This is a genomic window from Providencia manganoxydans (assembly GCF_016618195.1).
In the GTDB taxonomy this organism is placed as follows: Bacteria; Pseudomonadota; Gammaproteobacteria; order Enterobacterales; family Enterobacteriaceae; genus Providencia; species Providencia manganoxydans.
This window is the reverse complement of record NZ_CP067099.1, coordinates 322,681-345,393: the sequence shown is the minus strand read 5'-3', so window position 1 is coordinate 345,393 and position 22,713 is coordinate 322,681. Positions and strand designations below refer to the sequence as shown.

The window sequence follows — 22,713 nt, the reverse complement described above, 5'->3', positions numbered from 1 at the left end:
TATTAAAAAGCGACATGAATGAAACTCTAAGCCAGATAATCGCAGCAGAGCTGCAAGCACAACCTAAACAGGTATTTTCTGCTATCACCTTATTGGATGAAGGTAATACCGTTCCTTTCATTGCTCGATATCGTAAAGAAGTAACGGGTGGGCTAGATGATACGCAGCTTCGTCAACTTGAAAGCCGTTTAGGGTATTTAAGAGAGCTAAATGATCGTAAGCAAACCATTCTTAAATCAATTGAAGAACAACAAAAACTAACCCCCGAACTTGCTGCCGCTATTAACGAAACACTCAATAAAACTGAACTTGAAGACCTCTATCTCCCCTATAAGCCTAAACGTCGTACCCGTGGGCAAATTGCTATTGAAGCAGGCTTAGAGCCTTTAGCTGATGCTTTATGGAGCGATCCAAGCCAATCGCCTGACGAATTAGCACAAAACTACGTTAATGAACAACAAGGAGTGGCAGATACCAAAGCGGCTCTTGATGGTGCACGTTATATTTTAATGGAACGTTTCGCCGAAGATGCTAGCCTGTTAGCTAAAGTTCGTGACTATTTAATGAAAAATGCCCATATTGTTGCCAAAGTAATTGATGGTAAACAAACTGAAGGCGCGAAATTTAGTGACTATTTTGAACATCAAGAACCTGTCGCATCAGTACCTTCTCATCGCGCGTTGGCTATGTTTCGTGGGCGCAATGAAGGCATTTTACAACTTTCACTTAATTGTGACCCTCAGTTCGAAGAACCACCAAAAGAAAGTTACTGTGAAGAAATTATTACCCGCCACCTTGATGTTCGATTAAATAATCAACCAGCAGACCAATGGCGCAAAGCTGTCATTAGTTGGACATGGCGTGTGAAAGTTTTGTTGCATCTCGAAACAGAAATTATGAGCGCATTGCGTGAAAAAGCCGAAGAAGAAGCAATCAATGTATTTGCTCGTAACCTCAATGACCTACTGATGGCCGCGCCAGCAGGTATGCGCTCAACGATGGGACTCGATCCCGGCCTACGTACCGGTGTTAAAGTTGCGGTTGTTGATGCAACAGGAAAACTGATTGCGACTGATACTATCTACCCACATACCGGCCAAGCGGCAAAAGCAGCAGCCATTGTTGCAGCATTATGTCAAAAACATCAGGTCGAACTGGTGGCAATTGGTAATGGTACCGCATCAAGAGAAACAGAACGTTTCTTTGCTGAAGTACAAAAACAATATCCAGAAGTGACCGCACAAAAAGTGATCGTCAGTGAGGCGGGGGCATCCGTGTACTCTGCATCGGAGCTGGCAGCACAAGAATTCCCTGATTTAGATGTTTCCCTGCGCGGCGCCGTTTCTATCGCACGTCGCCTGCAAGATCCTCTCGCAGAGTTGGTGAAAATTGACCCGAAATCTATCGGTGTAGGCCAATATCAGCACGATGTTAGCCAAACTCAGCTAGCACGTAAGCTTGATGCTGTCGTTGAGGACTGCGTAAACTCAGTGGGTGTTGATTTAAATACCGCTTCAGTTGCGCTACTCACTCGAGTCGCAGGTTTGAGCAAGATGATTGCTCAAAACGTCGTCAGTTGGCGTGATGAAAACGGTCGCTTCAATGATAGAAAGCAATTATTAAAAGTAGCTCGCCTTGGCCCTAAAGCCTTTGAACAATGTGCGGGTTTCCTGCGCATCACTAATGGAGATAATCCACTTGATGCATCGACGGTTCACCCAGAAGCCTATCCAGTGGTTGAAAAAATCCTTGAGGTTGTTCGCCAGCCACTCAAAGAAATCATGGGTAACTCACAGGCCTTGAATAACTTAAGTCCGCGTGATTTCACCACAGAGCAATTTGGTGTGCCGACAGTTACCGATATCATTAAAGAACTAGAAAAACCGGGTCGTGACCCTCGCCCTGAATTCAAAACTGCCACCTTTGCTGAAGGTGTTGAAACCATGAATGATTTAACACCTGGCATGATCTTAGAAGGCTCAGTCACTAACGTCACCAATTTTGGTGCCTTCGTGGATATCGGTGTTCACCAAGACGGCTTAGTACATATTTCATCGCTTTCTAACAGCTATGTTGAAGACCCACATAAGGTGGTTAAGGCTGGTGATATTGTTAAGGTGAAGGTGATTGATGTTGATATCCCTCGTAAACGTATTGCACTCACGATGCGTCTTGATGAACAGCCGGGAGAGTCGAATAGCTCACCTCGTCGAGCCAATAACCAAGCCGATAAGGGCGCACGTAAAGCACCTACACCACAACGTGACATATCACGAAAAAATAACGCCTCAGCCGGCAACAGTGCAATGAGCGATGCTCTTGCTGCTGCATTTGGCAAAAAGCGTTAATCAACCTCAACCTCTACAATCATTTTAATAGATTGATTGTAGAGGTTTTTTATTATCACCAAACCAATTTCATTCAGTTAATAATTAAAAAAGTGAATACATTGAAACTTCTTTATTCACCTCAATCATTTCCTTGAAACGCCGTTTCTTCCTCGTAAACACAATATATCGTTGATCCACATCAATTCAATTTGACGAAAAAAGAGGCTAAATATAGCTAATCATTGATGATTATAATTCTTATTATTAATTAGATTTATTTCTGTTTAACCACGTTTTTTGCTTGTGTATATCTATATTTCTAATAATAATTATCAATATTATTACCCATAATGAATGGAAGGCTTTATGTCATTACTTCCTCAACACAGTTATAAAATATTGGGATTCTCACCAGAGATAAGCCCCGCTTACCGACAAAAACTATTATCATTAGGCCTCTTGCCCGGCTCTATTTTTAAAGTTGTCCGCTTCGCACCTTTAGGCGATCCAATACAAATCGAAACTCATCGAGTCAGCTTAGTACTGCGCAAAAAAGACTTAGCACTACTCAATATTGATGAAGCCACTTCGGCGTAACATAACGCAGCAATCTGAACGTTACTATTGGTAAAATTTTATGAAACCACTAACTATCGGCCTAATTGGCAATCCAAATGCCGGTAAGACCACCCTATTCAATCAATTAACTGGTTCTCGCCAACGAGTGGGGAACTGGGCGGGTGTGACCGTTGAAAGAAAGGTTGGCCGTTTTAATACACCAGAGCATAATATTGAATTAGTTGATCTTCCCGGTACCTACTCGCTAACCACGATTTCAGAGCAAACATCGCTAGATGAGCAAATTGCCTGCTACTTCATCTTAAGTGGTGAAGCCGATATGTTAATCAACGTAGTGGATGCGTCTAATTTAGAGCGCAACCTTTATTTGACGCTGCAATTGATTGAGCTAGGCGTGCCATGCATCGTTGCACTGAATATGTTAGACATTGCGCAAAGCCAACACATAGATATTGATATTGAACAGCTCCAACAGCAGCTTGGTTGCCCTGTGATCCCATTGGTTTCAACGCGTGCAACAGGGATTGATAAACTCAAACAGGCCATTGATAGCCATCCACAAAACAATATGCAAGCGCTGGTTGAATACCCAACCGCATTGCTACAGGAAGTGGATTCCTTATCAGAACAAATATCAGCGCAGCAGTTTAGCCAACAACAACGCCGCTGGTTAGCATTACAAATTCTTGAAGGTGATATTTATAGCCGCCAGCGCGCGAATATCTCGAATGAACAACTACATGCAACTCAGCAAAATCTCAAAAATAGCTTAAACGAAGAGCCTGAATTACTGATTGCCGATGCGCGCTACCAATCCATTGCCGCAATCTGTGAAAAAGCGATCAATAACAGCGCCGCAGAACCAAATAGACTTACACAAACTCTTGATGGCGTGATCCTCAATCGCTGGCTGGGTGTACCGATTTTCTTATTTGTAATGTATTTGATGTTTGTATTGGCCATCAATATTGGTGGTGCATTACAACCTTTCTTCGAAGGCGCCTCTGAAGCGATCTTTATTCATGGTATACAGTGGGTTGGAGCTTACTTCAGCTTCCCTGATTGGTTAACCATTTTCCTCGCTCAAGGCGTTGGTGGTGGTATTAACACCGTTCTGCCATTAGTACCACAAATCGGCATGATGTACCTGTTCTTATCTATCTTAGAAGATTCAGGTTATATGGCTCGCGCTGCATTTGTGATGGACAGATTGATGCAAGCTTTAGGCCTACCGGGTAAATCATTCGTCCCACTTATCGTCGGATTTGGTTGCAACGTTCCGTCCATTATGGGGGCTCGTACATTAGATGCGCCACGTGAGCGCTTAATTACAGTATTAATGGCCCCTTTCATGTCTTGTGGCGCACGTTTAGCTATTTTCGCGGTGTTCGCTGCGGCTTTTTTTGGTAAAAACGGTGCCAGTATCGTGTTCTCCCTTTATCTACTCGGTATTGTCGTCGCCATTCTGACGGGTTTGTTACTCAAACATACTTTAATGCGCGGCGAAGCATCTCCTTTCGTGATGGAACTACCGGTTTATCACGTGCCACACGCGAAGACTTTGCTGATACAAACTTGGCAGCGTTTGAAAGGCTTCGTGATCCGAGCCGGTAAAGTCATTGTTGTGGCGAGTATGTTTATTGGTGCGCTCAATAGCTTCTCGTTGTCAGGAGAGCCTGTTGATAATATTAATGACTCTGCTTTAGCTTCTGTAAGTAAAGTGATCACCCCGGTGTTACAGCCGATTGGAGTACATACTGATAACTGGCAAGCGACCGTTGGCTTAATTACCGGTGCAATGGCTAAAGAGGTGGTAGTGGGTACATTGAACACGCTTTATACCGCTGAGAGTATCACCACTGAGCCTTTTGATGCGGCTTCCTTTGACTTACTTGCAGAGCTTGAAGATGCCGTCTCTGAAACATGGGATAGCTTAAAGGAAACCTTTACGTTGAGTGCGCTTTCTAACCCGATCGAAGCAAGCAAAGGGGATGGGGAGATGGCAACAGGCTCTATGGGAACCATGGCGGCTAAATTTGGCTCCGATATCGCAGCCTACAGCTACCTGATCTTTGTGTTGCTGTATGTGCCTTGTGTTTCAGTGATGGGGGCGATTGCACGTGAAACAAATAAGAGTTGGATGACCTTCTCTATTTTATGGGGGCTTAACGTTGCTTATAGCTTGTCAGCCCTATTTTATCAAACAGCAACATTCAGCCAACACCCACAAAGTAGTGTGATCACTATTATTGCGGTCGTGGTATTTAACCTTGCGTTGTTTACGGTATTACGTCGTATGCGTAGCCGAGTCACACTAAACTTAGCCAACAAAACGGCAAAATCCTGTTGTGACTGTTCAGATAAAGTCTGTCATTAAGAGGTAAACATGGTCAGCTTGTTACAAATCAGAGACTTAGTGGCGCTGTATGGGCAGGCTGACCTTGAGCTGCTCAGCGAACAACTTAAAGCCCCCAAACCCTTGATACAAGCAATGGTAGACAAGCTCATCGCCATGGGAAAATTGAAAAAAGTAGATTTAAGTGCCTGTTTAACAGGCACTAGCTGTAAAGGTTGCCCCGAAAGCAATGACTGCTCACACTATGTGCTTACCCTTCCAGACGCGCTAAAAAATCCAACACATACTCACAAAACTCATCAGGGTGAGAAATAAAGGGAGCATGAGCACTATGGCGCATCACTACTGAAGGAGAGTTCGGATACATATCATCCAGTATAGTCGCAACTTTACGTGGCACTAAACCATCTAGATAGCCATAAATACGCAAAAATGGCACGGTAAGATCCTTTAACTCTTCACGTAAATCCACAACGCGCAAAATTTCCAAACCTGCATTGAGGATATCCACTTTGGGTATTGGCTGTTCGAGTACTACCGTTCTAAGCAGTTTGGCATCATTACGTGCACTTTCAGTCCCTAACGTTTGTAGCGCTAAAAAACGCTCTACTGTGCGTTGGAAATCCATTGCAAGTTGCTGCTCAAAGCCCAATAACACCTCGGACTTGATCCCCGGCCAAGCATGGTCATGAGCTTGAAAACTTGGTGATGATGCCACCGTGATCAACCCTTTCACCTCAGCAAAATGGTCGAGAGCAATACGGCTTGCCACTAAGCCACCGAGTGACCAGCCTAACCAAATGGCATGCTTAGGTGCTTGTTGCCATACCGTGTTAGCCATAGATTGCACATCCATAGCGTCAAAACCTTGGCTACGCCCATAACCGGGTAAGTCAATTAAATGCAAACGAAAATGCGAACCCAATCGAGGAACGACTGAACGCCACACTTCCGCATTCAATCCCCACCCGTGGAGGAGCACAAGATCTTGAGCCCCCTCTCCAATTGTCTCCCAATAAAGCTGTGTCATGGTTACACTCTCTTTTTTCACAGGAATATGCTTATGCTAACAATGCAAGGTGCCTGTTGGCTATGCCTACAAGCCTTAAAATTAACTCACCATGGCATTTGTTCTTTTTGTCTTAGAAAGCTACCTTCGATGCCAATCTGTTGTCTTTGTTGTGGATTACCTACAGAGCATAACCATCTGGCTTGTGGCCGTTGCTTACAGCACCCGCCTTCATGGCAAAGGCTAATTAGCGTTAGTCCTTATCAACCACCTTTACGCAAACTGATCCATCACTATAAATTTAACCCACAACCTCAATTAGCATTTGTGTTAGCAAGGGTATTCGTTTTGCATTGGCTTAAGGGGTATCGACAACATTTTTGGTGCAAACCACAACGGTTAATCACTATCCCATCACACCCCAAACGATTATGGATGAGAGGATTTGACCACATCGCCTCAATTGGTGAATATTTATCCAATTGGTTAAATATCCCATATTCACGAAATTCATTATTGCGTACTCGTGATACACTGGCACAAATAACATTAAAACGTAATTACCGTCATAGTAATCTTAATGGCGCATTTACCTTAACTGGTTCTGTTGTAGGACAACATATCGCGATTATTGATGACGTGTTGACGACAGGAGCCACCATGCAAACAGCGGCACAATTGCTGATTTGTGCGGGAGCACAGACTGTACAAGCTTGGACGATATGCCGAACCTTGTAGTATAGGGTCAAATGGGCGTATTATAACCAACTAATGCGGTCAACTATACCCCAAATAATTCGAGTTGCAGTTAGGCGACAAGTGAAGATAGACGGGGAGCATAGATAAACTATGTGACTCGGCTAGCTGAACGTAGTCAACAACACTGCAACTTGAAGGATTTCTGGTAGATTATTAAATTGAGCAAATTATGATTAATATTACTGAAGCAGCACAGGCTCATTTTGCCAAATTGTTGGAAAACCAAGAGCCAGGCACCCAAATTCGCGTGTTCGTTATTAACCCGGGCACACCTTCAGCTGAGTGCGGCGTATCTTATTGCCCACCAGATGCCGTTGAAGCGACTGACCAAGAGCTAAAATTTGAGCTTTTATCCGCTTACGTAGATGAAATCAGTGCACCATTCCTCGATGACGCTGAAATTGATTTCGTCACCGACCAACTTGGTTCACAACTGACACTCAAAGCACCTAACGCTAAAATGCGTAAAGTGTCTGATGATGCTCCGCTAATCGAGCGTGTTGAATACGTCCTACAGTCACAAATTAACCCGCAACTGGCAAGCCATGGTGGTCGTGTATCACTGATGGAAATTACCGATGACGGCTTTGCAATTTTACAATTCGGTGGTGGTTGTAACGGCTGTTCAATGGTTGATGTAACATTAAAAGAAGGGATCGAAAAAGAACTTCTGAAAATGTTTGAAGGCGAGCTGAAAGGTGTGAAAGATCTGACTGAGCACCAACGTGGTGAACACTCGTTCTACTAATTGCTGAAAACCATTTCGCAATTAAATGTTACAGGACAAAGAAGAGGAACTTCTTTTCTTTGTCCTACTCAATGAAAGCCAACGAAATTGGTTTTCATCATTAACTTTAGGACTGCAACTAAACAGCCCTTGTTTGTTACGGTCTGAGTGCCCTTTATTATCTGACTATTCGGTATATTATGGAACAATTTGAGACACTCACCCCTGCACAGGCATACCAACATTGGGTAGATGGCTCCGCAGTTTTAGTTGATGTTCGCGACCCACAAAGCTTCCGAGCTGGGCACGCGAGTGGTGCTTATCATTTAACCAATGAAACTCTCAGTGAATTTCTAGCACAGACAGACTATGAACAAACCATTATGGTCATGTGTTATCACGGCCATAGTAGCCAAGGGGCTGCACAATATCTTATTAATATCGGCTTCGAGTCAGTTTATAGTATAAACGGCGGCTTCGAGGCTTGGTTAAGGGAATATCCACAAGCCGTTACGGCTCTCTAAGTGAGAAGCACCTTTCATGATCCATGTTGTTTCCTTCGAAAATCCCAGAGTCGCTCAGGCATTTGTCGATTATATGGCAAGCCAACATATCCAATTAAAAATTCATACGATACCAGAGCAACAGCAAGTTGAAATTTGGCTTGATGATGAAACGCAAACTGAGCGAGTACATCATGAGCTTAAACTGTTTTTACAGAACCCAACTGATCCACGTTATACCGAAGCGAGTTGGCAAACAGGAACAACACAGACTGGCTTTAAATATCGTAACCACCTCACATTAGACTATTTAAAAGCACAATCAGGGCCATTAACCCTTGCTGTAATGCTAATTTGCGCAGGTATCTACCTGTGGTTATCAATGACTCAACATCTTGATGTATTGCGTTACCTTGCATGGCCTAGAGAAGGACAACAATTTGAACTGTGGCGTTGGTTTAGTCCTGCTTTCGTACAATTCTCTCTTTCTCAACTAGGATTTAACCTCGTATTATGGTGGTATTTAGCTAGCCAAGTTGAACGTAGGCTTGGTACGGGCAAGCTGCTAACACTCTTTCTCGTGTCAGCTTTGTTCTGTAATTGGGGCCAATCTATTTATAGTGAATCTAACTTTGGTGGGCTATCTGGTGTCGTTTACGCCTTGATCAGCTATGTTTGGTTAATAGGCGAACGCCAGCCTGAAAAAGAAGTTAGTGCACCACGTGGTTTAATGATTTTTGTGGTTGTCTGGCTCTTTTTAGGCAACTTAGGTATTTTAGGTACTGATATCGCTAATGCCGCACATATATCAGGGTTAATTATCGGCTTATTAATGGGATTATGGGATAATCGCCATACTTTCAAACATCAGAGCTCCAGATGAAGATAATAGACAGAGGCTAACACCGTGAAACAGACCCAGAGACATGATGCAATCATCGAACTCGTTCGCCTTCAAGGCTATGTAAGCACTGAAGAGCTTGTCGAACATTTCGAGGTTAGCCCTCAGACAATCCGTCGTGACCTCAATGATCTCGCTGAACAAAATAAAATTCAGCGCCACCATGGTGGCGCTGCACTCCCTTCCAGCTCTGTAAACGCCGCTTATAACGACCGTAAGATCATGTGGTCAGATGAAAAAGCGCGTATTGCCCAGCGGGTTGCTAGCCAAATTCCAGATGGCGCGACACTGTTTATCGATATAGGTACGACACCGGAAGCCGTCGCCCATGCATTAGTCAATCATAAAAACCTACGTGTAGTGACTAATAACCTAAACGTTGCAACCCTATTAATGGCCAAAGAAGATTTTCGCCTGATCTTAGCGGGTGGTGAAGTGCGCTCACGCGATGGCGGTATTGTTGGTGAAGCAACCTTAGACTTCATCTCACAATTTAGGCTCGATTACGGTATCTTAGGGATCAGCGGCATTGATATGGATGGGTCATTGCTTGAGTTCGATTATCATGAAGTCCGCACTAAACGTGCCATTATTGAAAACTCACGTTGCGTGATGCTCGTCACTGACCATTCAAAATTTGGTCGTAATGCGATGGTTAACCTTGGCAACATGAATCTTATCGACTACTTATTTACCGATCAACAACCGCCAGACAGCATTCAAAAAGTGATTGAACAGCATAATGTCCAATTAGAACTTTGCTAATTTTTTGAGATGGTAGATCCTCTACCATCTCATCATTTCTCCTTCATCTCTATCTGTTGCTCCCCTAAAGACGATCGCTCGTTAATGTTCGAACATGTTCATTTCCTCTAAATAAACTTATAACTATTGTGGTTATTGAAAAAAAATTGTTACCTTTATCACGCAGTTGTTGTTTTTTGTCGCTAAATAGTTGGCATATTAATCGGTTTTGATTACAATGAATGAGCGAAAACGAACATTATAGAAAGTGTTTCGAACATCTCAGGGGGATGCATGGAAACTAAAGACTTGATTGTAATCGGCGGCGGTATAAACGGCGCTGGTATTGCGGCAGATGCCGCTGGCCGTGGACTATCTGTATTGCTGCTTGAGGCTCAAGACTTAGCCAGTGCAACTTCATCTGCGAGTTCAAAGCTGATCCATGGTGGATTACGTTATTTGGAACATTATGAGTTCCGCCTCGTTAGCGAAGCACTAGCTGAACGCGAAGTCCTGTTAAAACTGGCACCGCACATTGCATTTCCAATGCGCTTCCGTTTGCCACATCAACCTCACCTGCGCCCAGCGTGGATGATCCGTATTGGTCTGTTCCTATATGATCATTTGGGTAAACGTACCAGTTTACCTGGAAGTAAGGGATTAAAATTCGGTCAAAATTCTGTATTAAAACCAGAACTTAATAAAGGTTTTGAATATTCCGACTGTTGGGTTGATGATGCTCGTTTGGTGGTATTAAACGCTCAAGAAGTCGTTCGTAAGCATGGTGAAGTTCGCACGCGCACTAAAGTGACGCGTGCATACCGAGAAGATGGCCTATGGGTTGTTGAAGCTGAAGATTTACGTACTGGCGAAAAAGCAACGTGGAAAGCGAAAGGCCTAGTCAACGCGACAGGCCCATGGGTGAAAGAGTTCTTTGACGATGGTTTAAAACTCAAATCACCTTATGGTATTCGTCTGATCAAAGGTAGTCATATTGTCGTACCTCGTGCTCATGATGAACCACAAGCTTACATTTTACAAAACGAAGACAACCGCATTGTTTTCGTTATTCCTTGGATGGATGAGTTTTCTATCATTGGTACCACCGATGTTGAATATAAAGGTGATCCAAAAGATGTTCGTATCGATGATAATGAAGTGAACTATCTGTTGAAAGTCTATAACGACCACTTCAAGAAACAATTAACTAAAGATGATATTGTTTGGGATTACTCAGGGGTTCGCCCACTGTGTGATGATGAATCAGATTCACCTCAAGCAATCACTCGTGATTACACATTAGATATTCACGATGAAAATGGCAAAGCACCATTATTATCTGTATTCGGCGGTAAATTAACCACTTATCGTAAACTTGCCGAAGCCGCTGTCGGAAAACTTGCCCATTATTATCCAAATGCGGGAGCAGCATGGACCAAAAATGGTGTACTACCGGGTGGTGATATCGAAGGTTGTGATCGTGACGGCTACGCGCGCTTACTACGCCAACGCTACAACTGGTTGCCTGAAGGGCTAGCACTGCGCTTTGCAAGAACTTACGGTAGTCAAAGCAAGCTGATCCTTGATGGTGCAAATTCCCTCAGCGATCTTGGCGAAGCATTTGGCCATAACGTCTACGAAGCTGAACTACGCTACCTTGTTGAACATGAGTGGGTAACTGAATTAGATGACGCTATTTGGCGTCGTACCAAATTGGGCATGTGGCTGAATGAAAGTGAACAACAGCGCATCGCACAATGGTTGGCTGAGCGTTTGAAAGCAACTCAGCCGGCAGCAATTTAGCAATAAAAATCTCGTTGGCAATGCACTAAAAACCAGTTAGCGTTTAGCTAGCTGGTTTTTACTTTTTAATGAATATGTTACCTAAATAATTCAATGCTCAGCTAGGCGCAAGCAAGTGACTAGGTGTATAAAAAATTATGTGACTGGTGCGAGTGAGCCAAGTCCATCACTTGCAATTTGTAGTGTGACGGGTATAGTTTGCCTAATTAAATAGCTAAGTTAATTTCTCACTGTAAGGTATCCCACGACGATGATTTGAGATCTGCCAGAAAATGCTAACAAATACCTCATTCGGTATTTCTTTTTCTATTTTGGCAGACAATGGTCATCCATCGCTTTTATCCCTAAGAGATAACCCAACGTTGTCTGCCCCTGTTCTCAGGAGGTACACATGACTGTTGCATGTCATTTCTCACAACTTAGTATTGAATTTAATCAAACCACTCTATTTGCTCATTTGAGTGGAACCTTGCTATGCCAAAAAAATGCGCTCATTGGCAATAATGGCAAAGGCAAATCGGTTTTAATGCGTCTACTCGCAGAACAAATAACGCCAACATCAGGTAATCTAAAATGGGTGATGCCCTTTATTCATATAGATCAGTTAACCCGTTTACAAGGTGATTCGATTGCCGATGCATTAGGTATCAGTGAACTCACCAATGCGTTTGCAAGGGTTAATTCAGGCAATCCAACACTGAATGATATAAACCTCCTAGAGGATAAATGGCATTTACCTGCCAAATGGCAAAGCCTATTAGATTCAGCCAAATTACCCGTATCATTAGATACTCCCATTAGTCACCTTAGTGGGGGAGAACGCACACGACTTGCCTTATGTCGCGCCTTTTTAAATAAAGATCATTTTTTATTATTAGATGAGCCAGATAACCATCTTGATCATGATGGCCGTCAATGGTTAAGCGATAAACTCGCAGAACATAATGCAGGTTCATTGGTGATCACCCATAACCGTGCTTTGTTAGCGCATATGCATACTATTTTTGAGTTAACCGATAAGGGATTACATGAATATGGTGGTGATTATGCGCTATATAAAGAGCAAAAAAACTTTGCGACTGCGGCAATTGAAGCCAAAACTGAGCGATTAAGTCACCAAATTCGCCAAGAAAAACGCCAACAACAAGCCACACTGCAAAAAGCAGAACAACGTCGTAAACAAGGTGAAAAAGTTCGCTATAGCGGCTCGCAATCGTTATTACTGCTTGATATGAAAACCAATCGAGCACAAAAAAGGCAATCAAACGTTGCAGAACGCCATCAAAGAGTCATGAGCGACTTGCAGCAACAACAACAACAAGCCCAAGATCAGCTAATCCATACTCAACAACAGAAAATGGTGCTGAACTACCAAGCTGATGGGAAGAAAGTCACGGTTTTTGCGTCACAATTACAACTATCTTATGGCTACCTTGAGCCTTTATCATTTACTGCTTATACCGGGGAACATTGGCATATCAAAGGTCTTAACGGCAGTGGAAAATCAACATTGTTGAAAACGCTTGCGGGAAAAATCTCTGAGCGAGCAGGTGAATATCGCATCAGCCCAATGTTCTGCTATCTCGATCAGCACTTAAATTTATTAGATAAAAATTTACCCGTCGCTGAAGCATTGCAACGTTACCAACCTGCATTGACCGTTGAACAGTGGCGTACTCAGCTGGGTATGCTAAGAATTCGAGGAGATAAATCCCTACAGCCGCTCCATCAACTTAGTGGTGGGGAGCAGCTAAAAGCAACATTATTGGCGCTGATAAATAGTCCAACTCCGCCCGCCGTATTGTTATTGGATGAACCAGACAACCACCTTGATATTGATTCAAAAACATTACTAGAAGCACTATTACATGACTACCAAGGCACATTATTCCTCGTTTCGCACGACGAGGTATTTGTTGAACGGTGTGGGATAACTCATACCCTTTGTTTAGGTAATTAAACAGCACCGAGCTTTAACCCACTCAATAACCAACTATGAGTCATGGAAACAAGACAAGAAAGGGAATTGCGAGTCCGAAAAAACCACTTAGCCCTCATTTTGAGGGCTTTGTAGCTTTCGGCTTTGATTCAAGGCTAGCGAATAAACGTCTGTTTCACTCTGTCTGAAACCAAGAGATATGGGATCCAAATAAAACAATAAAACACACTGTTTACTACTGTCATCATATAGCCATATTTGACTTCAATACCAAAAAAGTTTGGAAATACAAAACGAGAAGCGATGATCATTAAACTGTATAACAGCATAGATATAATAAATAAGACTTTAGCTTTTTTTTGCCATTTTAGTGCGGCAACAAACGTCCATATTAATAACAAAACCAATATGCCATGGCCTGCTTGTAATGAATAAAACGCTGTAGAAAAGCCACTAACATAAAAATCAGAATTAACATTTGTGACTAAATGCCACACTGTTTTGATTTGATTGATATCGAATAGCACCATCATTAAGGTTTGATACAACATATAAAACAAACCAATCACAGGGAAAATAAGCCATCCACCAATCCCCTGTAGTGGTGCTTTTTGTGGAACCGTTGTAGCAGTCGGCTGGTTTACATCCATTTTTTAATAACCTTATTGCTTAATATACTCTAAACCATTCAAGATACAGCTAGGCGACAAATAAACGAGTCGCTAGGGGTATAGAAAACACTGTGACTGATACGAATATCTCAACGAGAAATACCGTAACTTAAGGCATAATGGGTATGCCATGTTCTAGATAAGACTTGAGCACATTGGCTTGATTATGCACCCTATCCTTTGCGCTATACAATAATGTCAGATTACCTTGCTGTGATTGTTGCACCAAAGTTTCCCACGCTTGCGTATTATTATTTAGCTCTTGATAGTAACTCGCTACAAATTTATCAAATTGATCTGGATGTTGATGGAACCATTTACGCAATTCATTTGATGGTGCAACTGCTTTATTCCACTCGTCATACTGTAAATCGATTTTTTTTATTCCACGCGGCCATAATCGGTCAATCAGTACACGGTATCCATCTTCAGGCGAAACTGGGTCATAGACTCTTTTACAGTAAATCATGCGCCCTCCTTTCAACCGCCGTAATGTTTATATCGTTAATTTACAAATGTATTTTTCACTCTAACAGAGGTTAAAAAATAAGGGATCCAAATCGCACAAACCACTGCACCACGAATAATCTCTTTCACATCTTTGTCATCGACAGGAACTGCAAGCAACTCTTTGACTAGAATAACATCAGCAATGATTAATATCAGTGAAAATACGTAGAAAAATATAATTACTTTCACCGCCAATTTCTTTTTCGTGAAAAACAGATAGCAAAGATATAGCAGTGTTCCATAAAGAATGACATTACCCATGACCTCAAAATACGTTAGTTCTTTAAATAACGGCATAAAATAAGAGGATGTTGGGTCTGTTAACAAATTCCAATATTCAAAGACATCTGCGTAGGCTACCCAGAATGAGAATGGCAAATAAAACAAAGACACAATGAGCCCGAGCATTGGCAATATTAGCCATCCCCCTAACCCTGCTGGTTTTAAAGGTGGTTTAGCATCACGGGCAGTAGGTGATTTATTCGGAATATCTTGAAGAAATGCCTTGTTACTACCCTCACGGACAGAGCAATCTTCTGAATCATTCATCATCACATCCTTGCTTTGTTTTATTCAACAGCATCAAAATATTATGATTATTATACTCTAAATAATTCACGGCACAGCTTAAGCTACGAATGAACTCGTTGCTAGTAAAATAGAAAACGGCGTGACTAGCACAAGTGAGCGCAATCATTATACCTTCACGAAAAGCGCTGCAACTTGAAGTATGACAAATATAAACTCTAACTCTTTTCAAGTAAGATGACACGCTTGAAATCCAAATTAATCATGCCAAAATGCGTTGTATCACAATATAAAGGCTCACATCATGCCAACTGCAATCTCACCGCTTATTCTACCTGTAAATTTTCGCGCTGATGATTTTTTTGCATTTCATTTAAGAGATAGACAAAACATTGCAGAAATCGTCGAAAACAATGTACTACGTAAAGGCATACTTTGGGATAACTCGCCGGCGCAGCTGATTATTACAATCGACCAACAAATGGCCACTATCAAACTAGAAGTGGATGACTCAAGTAATATCGCCAATGATCAAAAAATGATAGAGATTGGCAAGCACATGCTTGGCTTACAACAAGCGATTGAACAGTTCGAAACGCAGTATTTATCTCATCCAATCATTGGTCAGTTAATCCAACATCAACAAGGCCTACGTATCTATCAATCTGCTAGTGCATTTGAAGCCTTAGTATGGGCAATTATTGGCCAACAAATCAGTGTCACTGCCGCGATTGCAATACGCCGACGCTTTATTCAAGCAACGGGGAGCATGCACTCATCGGGTATTTGGTGCTTTCCTAACGAGCAACAGGTCGCTGCGACTGACGACGATACCTTGCGGCAAACGGGTTTTTCTGCGGGGAAAATTGTCGCGATCCGCGCCCTCTGTGCTGCGATTATCGACAAACAGATCGATTTATCGGTCCAAATAAATCAAAACAATCACCAAGAGCTGGCTAACCAACTCCTCAACCTAAAAGGTATTGGCCCATGGACAGTCAGCTATGCACTTTTGCGCGGTTTCAATTACCTTGATGGCTCGTTACATGGTGATGTCGCGGTGAGGCGTAACTTACAACCCTTATTAAAAATGGCAACACAGCCAACAGCCAAAGAAACTGAAAAATGGTTAACGGAGTTTTCTCCTTGGCGTGCTTTGGTTGCGGCACATTTATGGCGAAGTCAGTCTGCGGCAGGATACTAGAACCCACCACGATGAGTCATGGCGGATCTCGATACTCTGGATCATTCCAGATACAAATGGGTGATGAATAAAGATAGGTGAGGTGGCTTATTCAACGTAGTCACCCACACTATCTTCAAGCATGACCGGTATACTCTAAATAATTCAAGATGCAGGTAGGCGACAAGTGAAGATAGGCGGGGAGCATAGATAGACTCTATGACTCGACTCGCTGAGTGTAGTCAACAACCCTGCAACTTAAAGTATAACGAGTATATACCCCAACCGAAAAACGGATTGGGGTATGAACATTAACGTAGCCAGTTAGTTTTTGCTAACTCAACGACTTCATCACCGCGGCCACTGAGGATGGCTTTTAACATATATAAACTAAAGCCTTTCGCCTCTTGTGCATTGATGGTTGGTGGCATAGAGAGTTCCTGTTTAGCCGTAACGACATCCACGACTACAGGGCCATCATGTGCGAAAGCTTCTTTTAACGCTGCATCAATGTCTTCACTTTTCTCAACACGGATCCCTTTGATACCTGCTGCATTTGCTACCGCAGCGAAGTTAGGGTTATGTAAGTCTGTTCCTTCTGTGAGGAAACCACCCACTTTCATTTCCATGGCAACAAAGCCGAGCACACCATTATTCAGAATAACCACTTTTACCGGTAGATTCATTTGTGCCAGTGATAGCATGTCGCCCATCAGCATACTGAAACCACCATCACCACTCATTGTGATCACTTGGCGTTTTTTATCAACAGACTGAATACCCATCGCTTGTGGCATCGCATTGGCCATCGAACCATGGTTGAATGAACCGATTAAACGGCGCTTACCGTTCATTTTCAGATAACGAGCAGCCCAAACCGTTGGCGTTCCTACATCACAAGTGAAAACCGCATCATCATCAGCTAATTCGCTGATCCGGCTCGCCAAATATTGCGGATGAATAACCCCTTCTTTACCCGGTTTTGCTAAATCATCTAAGCCTTTACGCGCTTCAACATAGTGCTTCAATGCACTATCTAGATGGTGACTATCTTGTTTAACGTCTAAATGAGGCTGTAATGCAGTTAACGTCGTTTTAATATCACCAATCATACCCATATCGATATGACAATGTGAGCCTAAGCTACCTGCATTGATATCAATTTGAATGATCTTAGCGCCTTGCGGATAGAACGGACGATATGGGAATTGGGTGCCTAATAAAACCACAGTATCCGCATTCATCATGGCATGATAACCAGATGAGAAACCAATTAACCCTGTCATACCTACACTATATGGGTTATCCCATTCAATATGCTCTTTACCACGTAATGCGTGTACAACTGGGGCTTTCAATGTTTCCGCTAGTTTGATCACTTCATCGTGTGCGCCTGCACAGCCAGCACCACAGAACAGCGTGATATTTGTTGATTGATTTAGTGCATCTGCCAATTTTGCAATTTCAGAGTGCTGAGGCATGATCAATGGAGCCTGTGGCTGATACCATGTATCAACCGCATTCTCAGGCGCGTCGCGTAATGCGATATCACCCGGTAATACGATCACAGAAACGCCTCTTTCTAGGATGGCTTTGCGCATTGCAATACCGAGAACTTGTGGCAATTGCTCTGGGTTAGAAATCATTTCACAATAATGACTGCACTCACGGAATAGCTCTGTTGGGTGAGTTTCTTGGAAGTAATTGCTACCAATCTCACTTGATGGGATATGTGCAGCAATGGCCAATACTGGCACGCGGTTACGATGGCAATCATATAACCCATTAATAAGGTGCATGTTACCTGGACCACAAGAACCCGCACAAACCGCGAGTTCACCTGTCATTTGAGCTTCAGCGCCTGCTGCAAACGCGGCAACTTCTTCATGGCGAGTGCCTAACCACTCAATGGTTCCAAGGCGGCGTAAGCTATCACTTAAACCGTTTAGTGAATCACCAGTAACGCCCCAAATACGCTTAACACCTGCGTTATCTAGAACTTTTGCGACATAGGATGCGACAGTCTGTTTTTTCATAGTGGCACTCTTTCAAAGTCAAGATTAGGTTAAAATCATTCACGGAAGCTGATAATACACTCTCCGCAATACTTCATTTTTATTAAACTAATTTATATGCTGCACCTAGTGTAACTAATTAAATTGACTGTTCCTACCAGCTAAAATCAATCGGCAATAAGAACAGAATAATCATCCACTAATATCAAAAGAAGAGTCTAGGTTCAGCATAAATTAAGTTTTAAATTAAACTTAAACATGGCAAAAAAAATAATATTTACAATTATTTAATAAATTACAAACTAAGAATGGCAAATAAATATTCTAAATTATCGAATGCAGGCCAAAGCGTAAAATAAACAGAAAAAATATCTGTAGAAAAAATCTAATGAGTCGAAAAGGGTAAGAGATGTAAATATCACTTTTCAGACTAAACATCAAAAATAACAGCACTAATCAGCATAAATAGCCGGCATTTTACATTTAATCGATATTATTATACAATTGCTCGAATGTTAGGTCATATAAAGGTTCCAATTTTGCTTTTTTTACCCAATTTATTACAACAAAATTGCACTCATTATTCCTCTGTTCTTCACATTTCCCCTCGCAATTATTAGCGATAGTTCTACCCTTATTATTAGTAATAAAGTTCAGCGTGACATATGCCATATTGAGGACTTTTTAAAATAGTGATTGATTTATTGATGTGTTCCGCGAGTTATGACTAGTCTAATAACGTAGCCCCGCACGTTTTTGAAATTCAGATAACAGGATGGTTTCATTATGAAGTTCAGAAAGAAAAAAGAAAAACCACTAAATATTAACGACATCACCATTATTGATGATGGTAAATTAAAAAAAGCAATCACCGCTGCTTCGCTGGGTAATGCGATGGAATGGTTTGATTTTGGTGTATATGGCTTCTTAGCTTACGTACTTGGCCAAGTCTTCTTCCCTGGCGCATCACCGAGCGTCCAGATGATAGCCGCATTAGCCACATTCTCCGTGCCATTTCTCGTCCGCCCATTAGGTGGCGTGGTTTTTGGGATTTTAGGTGATAAATATGGCCGACAAAAAGTCTTGTCCGTCACCATTATTATTATGGCGGTCAGTACCTTCTGTATTGGTTTAATACCATCGTATGCCAGTATTGGTATTTGGGCTCCGATCTTATTGTTGCTAGCTAAATTAGCACAAGGCTTCTCTGTTGGTGGTGAGTACTCAGGCGCTGCTATCTTTGTTGCCGAATACTCTCCTGACCGTAAACGTGGCTTTATGGGCAGCTGGTTAGACTTTGGTTCTATCGCGGGCTTCGTCCTAGGTGCCGGTGTTGTTGTGCTGATCTCAAGTATCGTTGGAGAAGAAAACTTCCATGAGTGGGGTTGGAGAATTCCATTCTTCTTAGCACTGCCACTTGGTATTATCGGCCTATATCTACGTCATGCACTTGAAGAAACCCCTGCATTCCAACAGCATATCGAGACATTAGAAAAACAAGATAAAGCCAACATTCAAAATCCACCGAAGGTTTCATTCCGTGAAGTGGTCTCCAAATATTGGAAGAGCCTGATGATCTGTGTTGGCTTAGTTATCGCAACGAACGTAACTTACTATATGTTATTGACATATATGCCAAGTTACCTATCGCATAACTTGAATTATTCAGCCGACCACGGTGTGTTAATCATCATTGCTATCATGATAGGTATGCTATTTGTCCAACCAATCATTGGCTTAACCAGTGATAAAATTGGTCGTCGTCCATTCGTCATTGCAGGTAGTGTAGGTTTGCTTATTTTAGCTTACCCAGCCTTTATGCTGATTGACAGCGGCTCTGTTGGTCTGATTTTTGTTGGCTTACTGATTTTAGCTGTTTTACTTAACTGTTTTACTGGGGTAATGGCGTCAATTTTACCCGCGATTTTCCCAACGCATATTCGTTATAGCGCCCTTGCAATTGCCTTTAATATTTCGGTCTTGATTGCTGGTGCCACGCCAACGGTTGCAGCTTGGTTAGTTGAATCAACCAATAATCTGTACATGCCAGCCTTCTATTTGATGGTTATCGCACTGATTGGTTTGTATACTGGGATCAGAATGCCAGAAACTGCCAATAAACCACTTCGAGGGGCCACACCGGCAGCATCTGACCGCGCAGAAGCGAAAGAAATTTTAAACGAGCACTATGACAATATCGAACAAAAAGTTGAAGATATTGAACAACAAATTGCTGAACTTGAGAAAAAACGTCAATCGTTAATCAACCAGCACCCAAAATTGGATTAAGCACCAAGCTAAGAAAGGAGTAGATGATGACGAAAAAACGGGCTTGTCATATAGTCTGGTTTCGTAACGACTTAAGAGTTACCGATAATAAAGCGTTATCATCTGCTTGTGCTGATCCTGAAGCAAACGTGCTCGCCGTGTTTACCGCCACGCCGGAACAATGGCGAGCACATGATCTCTCACCACGACAAATTACTTTTATTCATCAGAACTTACTTGAGTTACGCCATTCACTGGCGCAGTTAGCGATCCCTTTAATTTGCCATACCGTTTCTGATTTCACACAAGCAGCGCAGTGGGTGCTTGATTTTGCCCAGCAACAACAAGCCGACCACGTGTTTTTTAATCGCCAATACGAACTGAATGAACAGCAACGAGACCAATGGCTAATTAATCAATCTACATCTTTTCATGTTCATGCCTTTGATGATGCACTGTTGTTACCCCCTACTTCAGTGACAAACCAAAAAGGTGAGATGTACCAAGTCTATACACCATTTCGTCGCGCTTTTATCACACAGCTCGTCACAACCGATTACCACTCAGCTCCTGCTCCTCAGGCGAGAGGAGAAAAACTGACCGTACCAGCGGTATCGACCCTGTTCGATTATGATTTTGTTGATATTGCGCCACATTTTCCCGCAGGTGAGCATGCTGCACGGCAGCAGCTAAGGCAATTTTGTCGCCTGAAAGTAAAAAATTACTCACAACATCGCGATATCCCATCCATTGATGGAACCAGCCAATTATCACCCTATTTAGCTATTGGTGTCCTATCACCTAGGCAATGCTTAAATCGTTTACTGGCTGAAAACCCTCATGTTTTTGATTCGCCCGATAGTGGCGCATTTACATGGCTAAACGAACTGATTTGGCGTGAATTTTATCACCACCTGCTAGTGGCGTTTCCCCGTTTATGCCGTCATCAACCGTTTATTGAATGGACACGGTACATTCAGTGGAATAACTCGAAAGAACAACTTAAAGCATGGCAAGAGGGTCAAACAGGTTACCCGATTGTGGATGCCGCAATGCGCCAACTCAATACCACTGGTTGGATGCATAATCGACTCAGAATGATCACCGCGAGTTTTCTTGTCAAAGACTTATTAATTGATTGGCGGCTTGGCGAACAATACTTTATGCAGCGGTTGATCGACGGCTCATTAGCCGCCAACAATGGTGGCTGGCAATGGTCGGCTTCAACAGGTACCGATGCACAACCTTGGTTTCGCATTTTCAACCCAACGACCCAAGGCAAAAAATTTGATCCACAAGGTGAGTTTATTCGCCAATGGTTACCTGAACTACAGGCAGTACCCGATAAATATATTCACTCCCCCCATGAATGGGCTGAATCAAATCAACTTAAACTGAACTATCCAAAACCGATTGTTGACCATAAACAAGCTCGTTTGAACACGTTAGAAGCATTTGAAGCCAGTAAACGTGACAGCTTGAAAAACCATTAATCATCAAAGTAATAATTTCACTTAATCAGTATACTGTGCACAGCAAACAGAAAATCAAACAGGAGTGATTATGCAGGTTATTTTACAAGTTGATTTCCCCTATCAGGGACCTTGGGGTGATGAAATGGCAAGCGCAATGGAAGAACTCGCAGGATCGATTAATCAAGAGCCTGGCTTTATTTGGAAGATATGGACAGAAAATCCCTCTACACAAAAAGCAGGGGGTATCTATCTATTTGCTTCACCACAACAAGCTCAAGCCTATCTTGAAAAACACAGCGCCCGTTTAAAATCCTTTGGCGTCCCTGAAGTCAGAGGCGAAATTTTTGCTGTGAATAACGCGCTGAGCCAGCTCAACCAAGCGCAATTTATCACTAAGTAATACAATCTAAGGA

The 22,713-nt window shown here is 42.5% G+C and carries 20 protein-coding genes; 15 read left to right on the top strand and 5 right to left on the bottom strand.

The features are described 5' to 3' along the window. Window positions 1–14: 14 nt before the first annotated feature. The 4 genes from JI723_RS01525 to JI723_RS01510 all read left to right on the top strand — a co-directional run bounded on the left by JI723_RS01525 (window position 15) and on the right by JI723_RS01510 (window position 5,580). Window positions 15–2,348: a Tex family protein gene (locus tag JI723_RS01525; protein ID WP_272580505.1), complete on the top strand. Its 2,334-nt coding sequence runs from the start codon at window positions 15–17 to the stop codon at window positions 2,346–2,348. A gap of 348 nt (window positions 2,349–2,696) precedes the next feature. Then, entirely contained in the window at window positions 2,697–2,927 is a 231-nt protein-coding gene (gene feoA / locus JI723_RS01520) for a ferrous iron transporter A (protein WP_070929478.1), read from the top strand. A 40-nt stretch (window positions 2,928–2,967) separates the two neighbouring features. Then, window positions 2,968–5,286 (top strand): Fe(2+) transporter permease subunit FeoB, encoded by a 2,319-nt coding sequence (gene feoB, locus JI723_RS01515; RefSeq protein ID WP_337979740.1) that lies wholly within the window; start codon window positions 2,968–2,970, stop codon window positions 5,284–5,286. Between the two features lie 9 nt (window positions 5,287–5,295). Further along, window positions 5,296–5,580, top strand: a complete 285-nt coding sequence (locus JI723_RS01510; protein ID WP_272580506.1) for a FeoC-like transcriptional regulator — start codon at window positions 5,296–5,298, stop codon at window positions 5,578–5,580. On the opposite strand, the gene bioH is transcribed toward JI723_RS01510, so the two are convergent. Beyond that, window positions 5,516–6,295: a pimeloyl-ACP methyl ester esterase BioH gene (gene bioH, locus JI723_RS01505; RefSeq protein ID WP_336193743.1), complete on the bottom strand. Its 780-nt coding sequence runs from the start codon at window positions 6,293–6,295 to the stop codon at window positions 5,516–5,518. The two genes, JI723_RS01510 and bioH, sit on opposite strands and share 65 nt — an antisense overlap. A gap of 33 nt (window positions 6,296–6,328) precedes the next feature. Between bioH and JI723_RS01500 the strand changes: the two genes are divergently transcribed. The 7 genes from JI723_RS01500 to JI723_RS01470 all read left to right on the top strand — a co-directional run bounded on the left by JI723_RS01500 (window position 6,329) and on the right by JI723_RS01470 (window position 13,671). Next, entirely contained in the window at window positions 6,329–7,012 is a 684-nt protein-coding gene (locus tag JI723_RS01500) for a phosphoribosyltransferase family protein (RefSeq protein ID WP_336193744.1), read from the top strand. A 190-nt stretch (window positions 7,013–7,202) separates the two neighbouring features. After that, window positions 7,203–7,781 carry a Fe-S biogenesis protein NfuA gene (gene nfuA, locus JI723_RS01495; RefSeq protein WP_272580509.1) on the top strand — a complete coding sequence of 193 codons (579 nt, stop codon included), beginning with the start codon at window positions 7,203–7,205 and terminating at the stop codon, window positions 7,779–7,781. Window positions 7,782–7,960: 179 nt separating this feature from the next. Next, a complete protein-coding gene (glpE, locus tag JI723_RS01490) occupies window positions 7,961–8,284 on the top strand; it encodes a thiosulfate sulfurtransferase GlpE (protein WP_070929482.1) in 324 nt (107 codons plus the stop codon). A 16-nt stretch (window positions 8,285–8,300) separates the two neighbouring features. Then, window positions 8,301–9,146 (top strand): rhomboid family intramembrane serine protease GlpG, encoded by an 846-nt coding sequence (glpG, locus tag JI723_RS01485; protein ID WP_070929483.1) that lies wholly within the window; start codon window positions 8,301–8,303, stop codon window positions 9,144–9,146. A 24-nt stretch (window positions 9,147–9,170) separates the two neighbouring features. Beyond that, window positions 9,171–9,929, top strand: a complete 759-nt coding sequence (locus JI723_RS01480; protein ID WP_070929484.1) for a DeoR/GlpR family transcriptional regulator — start codon at window positions 9,171–9,173, stop codon at window positions 9,927–9,929. Between the two features lie 273 nt (window positions 9,930–10,202). Further along, window positions 10,203–11,711, top strand: coding sequence for a glycerol-3-phosphate dehydrogenase (gene glpD / locus JI723_RS01475; protein ID WP_070929485.1), 1,509 nt, complete (start codon window positions 10,203–10,205; stop codon window positions 11,709–11,711). Window positions 11,712–12,102: 391 nt separating this feature from the next. Continuing rightward, window positions 12,103–13,671 carry an ATP-binding cassette domain-containing protein gene (locus JI723_RS01470; protein ID WP_337979739.1) on the top strand — a complete coding sequence of 523 codons (1,569 nt, stop codon included), beginning with the start codon at window positions 12,103–12,105 and terminating at the stop codon, window positions 13,669–13,671. A 134-nt stretch (window positions 13,672–13,805) separates the two neighbouring features. Here the strand turns inward: JI723_RS01470 and JI723_RS01465 are convergent, their stop codons facing one another. The 3 genes from JI723_RS01465 to JI723_RS01455 form a co-directional block, all read right to left on the bottom strand. Next, on the bottom strand, window positions 13,806–14,300 hold the full coding sequence (locus JI723_RS01465) for a DUF2569 family protein (protein ID WP_337979738.1): 495 nt from the start codon (window positions 14,298–14,300) through the stop codon (window positions 13,806–13,808). Window positions 14,301–14,430: 130 nt separating this feature from the next. Beyond that, on the bottom strand, window positions 14,431–14,790 hold the full coding sequence (locus JI723_RS01460; RefSeq protein WP_272580511.1) for a DUF488 domain-containing protein: 360 nt from the start codon (window positions 14,788–14,790) through the stop codon (window positions 14,431–14,433). A gap of 35 nt (window positions 14,791–14,825) precedes the next feature. After that, window positions 14,826–15,380, bottom strand: a complete 555-nt coding sequence (locus JI723_RS01455; RefSeq protein WP_140186315.1) for a DUF2569 domain-containing protein — start codon at window positions 15,378–15,380, stop codon at window positions 14,826–14,828. Window positions 15,381–15,663: 283 nt separating this feature from the next. Between JI723_RS01455 and JI723_RS01450 the strand changes: the two genes are divergently transcribed. Then, a complete protein-coding gene (locus tag JI723_RS01450; RefSeq protein ID WP_319067907.1) occupies window positions 15,664–16,563 on the top strand; it encodes a DNA-3-methyladenine glycosylase family protein in 900 nt (299 codons plus the stop codon). A 290-nt stretch (window positions 16,564–16,853) separates the two neighbouring features. Here the strand turns inward: JI723_RS01450 and poxB are convergent, their stop codons facing one another. Continuing rightward, a complete protein-coding gene (poxB, locus tag JI723_RS01445; RefSeq protein WP_272580513.1) occupies window positions 16,854–18,578 on the bottom strand; it encodes a ubiquinone-dependent pyruvate dehydrogenase in 1,725 nt (574 codons plus the stop codon). 765 nt (window positions 18,579–19,343) lie between these two features. Here poxB and proP point away from each other — a divergent pair. The 3 genes from proP to JI723_RS01430 all read left to right on the top strand — a co-directional run bounded on the left by proP (window position 19,344) and on the right by JI723_RS01430 (window position 22,700). Then, complete coding sequence (gene proP / locus JI723_RS01440) at window positions 19,344–20,846, top strand: glycine betaine/L-proline transporter ProP (RefSeq protein ID WP_070929488.1); 1,503 nt, start codon at window positions 19,344–19,346, stop codon at window positions 20,844–20,846. A 26-nt stretch (window positions 20,847–20,872) separates the two neighbouring features. Beyond that, window positions 20,873–22,318 (top strand): deoxyribodipyrimidine photo-lyase, encoded by a 1,446-nt coding sequence (phrB, locus tag JI723_RS01435; RefSeq protein ID WP_337979737.1) that lies wholly within the window; start codon window positions 20,873–20,875, stop codon window positions 22,316–22,318. A gap of 70 nt (window positions 22,319–22,388) precedes the next feature. Beyond that, window positions 22,389–22,700: a monooxygenase gene (locus JI723_RS01430; protein WP_070929490.1), complete on the top strand. Its 312-nt coding sequence runs from the start codon at window positions 22,389–22,391 to the stop codon at window positions 22,698–22,700. Window positions 22,701–22,713: the final 13 nt, after the last annotated feature.

Coding starts and splice junctions, on each gene's coding strand:
- JI723_RS01450 (WP_319067907.1), top strand. CDS start 15,664: ATGCCAACTGCAATCTCACCGCTTATTCTACCTGTAAATTTTCGCGCT.
- JI723_RS01430 (WP_070929490.1), top strand. CDS start 22,389: ATGCAGGTTATTTTACAAGTTGATTTCCCCTATCAGGGACCTTGGGGT.
- feoA (WP_070929478.1), top strand. CDS start 2,697: ATGTCATTACTTCCTCAACACAGTTATAAAATATTGGGATTCTCACCA.
- JI723_RS01510 (WP_272580506.1), top strand. CDS start 5,296: ATGGTCAGCTTGTTACAAATCAGAGACTTAGTGGCGCTGTATGGGCAG.
- JI723_RS01460 (WP_272580511.1), bottom strand. CDS start 14,790: ATGATTTACTGTAAAAGAGTCTATGACCCAGTTTCGCCTGAAGATGGA.
- phrB (WP_337979737.1), top strand. CDS start 20,873: ATGACGAAAAAACGGGCTTGTCATATAGTCTGGTTTCGTAACGACTTA.
- glpE (WP_070929482.1), top strand. CDS start 7,961: ATGGAACAATTTGAGACACTCACCCCTGCACAGGCATACCAACATTGG.
- nfuA (WP_272580509.1), top strand. CDS start 7,203: ATGATTAATATTACTGAAGCAGCACAGGCTCATTTTGCCAAATTGTTG.
- glpD (WP_070929485.1), top strand. CDS start 10,203: ATGGAAACTAAAGACTTGATTGTAATCGGCGGCGGTATAAACGGCGCT.
- JI723_RS01500 (WP_336193744.1), top strand. CDS start 6,329: ATGCTAACAATGCAAGGTGCCTGTTGGCTATGCCTACAAGCCTTAAAA.
- JI723_RS01465 (WP_337979738.1), bottom strand. CDS start 14,300: ATGGATGTAAACCAGCCGACTGCTACAACGGTTCCACAAAAAGCACCA.
- bioH (WP_336193743.1), bottom strand. CDS start 6,295: ATGACACAGCTTTATTGGGAGACAATTGGAGAGGGGGCTCAAGATCTT.
- feoB (WP_337979740.1), top strand. CDS start 2,968: ATGAAACCACTAACTATCGGCCTAATTGGCAATCCAAATGCCGGTAAG.
- proP (WP_070929488.1), top strand. CDS start 19,344: ATGAAGTTCAGAAAGAAAAAAGAAAAACCACTAAATATTAACGACATC.
- poxB (WP_272580513.1), bottom strand. CDS start 18,578: ATGAAAAAACAGACTGTCGCATCCTATGTCGCAAAAGTTCTAGATAAC.
- JI723_RS01525 (WP_272580505.1), top strand. CDS start 15: ATGAATGAAACTCTAAGCCAGATAATCGCAGCAGAGCTGCAAGCACAA.
- JI723_RS01455 (WP_140186315.1), bottom strand. CDS start 15,380: ATGAATGATTCAGAAGATTGCTCTGTCCGTGAGGGTAGTAACAAGGCA.
- glpG (WP_070929483.1), top strand. CDS start 8,301: ATGATCCATGTTGTTTCCTTCGAAAATCCCAGAGTCGCTCAGGCATTT.
- JI723_RS01470 (WP_337979739.1), top strand. CDS start 12,103: ATGACTGTTGCATGTCATTTCTCACAACTTAGTATTGAATTTAATCAA.